This is a genomic window from Algoriphagus aurantiacus, from assembly GCF_035156405.1.
Classification (GTDB): Bacteria; Bacteroidota; Bacteroidia; order Cytophagales; family Cyclobacteriaceae; genus Algoriphagus; species Algoriphagus aurantiacus.
In genome coordinates this window covers 1-1,681 of sequence record NZ_JAXRUT010000068.1, presented here as the reverse complement: position 1 = coordinate 1,681, position 1,681 = coordinate 1, and the positions used below count along the sequence as shown (strand labels likewise).

The 1,681-nt window shown below is 42.1% G+C and carries 1 protein-coding gene; it reads right to left on the bottom strand.

All coding sequences use genetic code 11. From position 1 onward, the window contains the following. Window positions 1–19 precede the first annotated feature (19 nt). A complete protein-coding gene (locus SYJ56_RS25740) occupies window positions 20–1,567 on the bottom strand; it encodes an IS1634 family transposase (protein ID WP_323839263.1) in 1,548 nt (515 codons plus the stop codon). Window positions 1,568–1,681 lie beyond the last annotated feature (114 nt).

Genomic DNA, 1,681 nt, shown 5'->3' with positions numbered 1-1,681 from the left:
TCCTGACTTCCGCAATGCGTCACCCAATTTGAGATTTCCAAAAAGTATCTTCAAATAATGGTGCGATTACTTTCTGTCTTTCTGTAATAATCATTGTTTTGTTGACCGTTTTTCCACTTTGTGGTAGCTTTATTCTCAGTGTAGTGACCGTCTTAGCGATTTCTAAGACCTTATCTACACTTATCCTGTACAGATTTTTCTTTAATACCCGCTCTAGTTCCTTGTAGACTTTATAAGCTACAAAACACACACATACATGGGCCTCTATCCGTTTAGGGGTAAAGTGGAACATCGGCCTCATTTCAACTGTCCCCTTGGTAATCCTAAAAGCCCTTTCCACCTGCCATAAGCTGCTGTATTGAGCATAGACTTCTGCTGCCGGCAGATCTGTATTTGTTATGTACCCCTTCAAGCCGTCCCATTTTGCATCCTCTTCCACCTTGCTCTTGTCTATCGTCACCTGGACATCTTTTGAGATCACCAGGAACTTGTTATAGCCACGTTTATTTATATTCTCTTTAGAAATGGTACCTGCCTTAAATGCTTTCTCCAAACGGGTAATTCCCTTGGTTCGGTTATAGGCATCCTTTTTAGCCCGCTTTTCAGAGTAACCCACTATCAGTCTCCCATGCGAAACCGTTTTTTCATTAAAAGTACCTTCCACCTTTTCTTGTGGGAGTAACCAACCTTTTACGGCCTTAGTAGAATTTTTTATGCGTGCCCCTATAATATACCTGTATCCCTGGGCTTTAAGAAAGTCGATATTCTTTGTGTTTATCAGACCGGAATCAGCGACCAGCACAAAATCATCCAGCTTGAACCGCCTGACAAAATCATCTATAATCGGAATCATGGTGTGCCCCTCGTATTGGGTGCCATTGAACATGGAATAAGATAATGGGTATCCGCCCTCACTCACCAATAGGCCCAGTACTATCTGGGGTTGGCTGTGTTTGCCATCCTTGGAAAAACCAGGTTCCCTGAAACCATCACCATAATCTGACTCAAAATAAAGTGTGGTCACATCATAAAACAGTAAGCCGATTTTACCCCCCAATATCTTTCTGGTATGTTCCACGCTGATTTTTTGGATGGATTCCTGTTGCGTATTATAGAGCTTGTCCATATACCGATAGATTTTATCCAATTGAAGATCCTCATCAAAATGCGACTTCAGGTATTCAACCGTTGCGGATTTGCTCATCGGCTGACTTAATCTGGAGATGACCAGTTGTCTGAGGATATAATCATCTATCGCATCATATCCAATCGAGTCATACACCCTATTGAGGATAAGTTGGATGCCATTGTGAAGGATGTTTTCAATAGTGGAAAGCAACATATTGGTAAGAAGCGCTTCTTCCTTCTCCTGGGTATGTTGCTGGAATAAATCCACTCCATTCGCATGATTATCAACCCAGAGCTTGCCTTCCTTATATAACCGTTCAATCTCGGCCTCATCCCGGGCGATACCAACTGTCTTAACCTCCTTAAATTTACCCTTCACCTTAACCGCTACAACAATGCTGGTGGTACCGGAACGGTTCTTTTTTTTGCGGACAAACATATCCAAATATAGTCCTTAAACGCCTTGCGTCACCCAAATCGGTGACGCGAATTTTACAACAATACCATTGTCAGTGTGTTATGAAATATTCCGAAAAACTATGCTGAAGTCAGG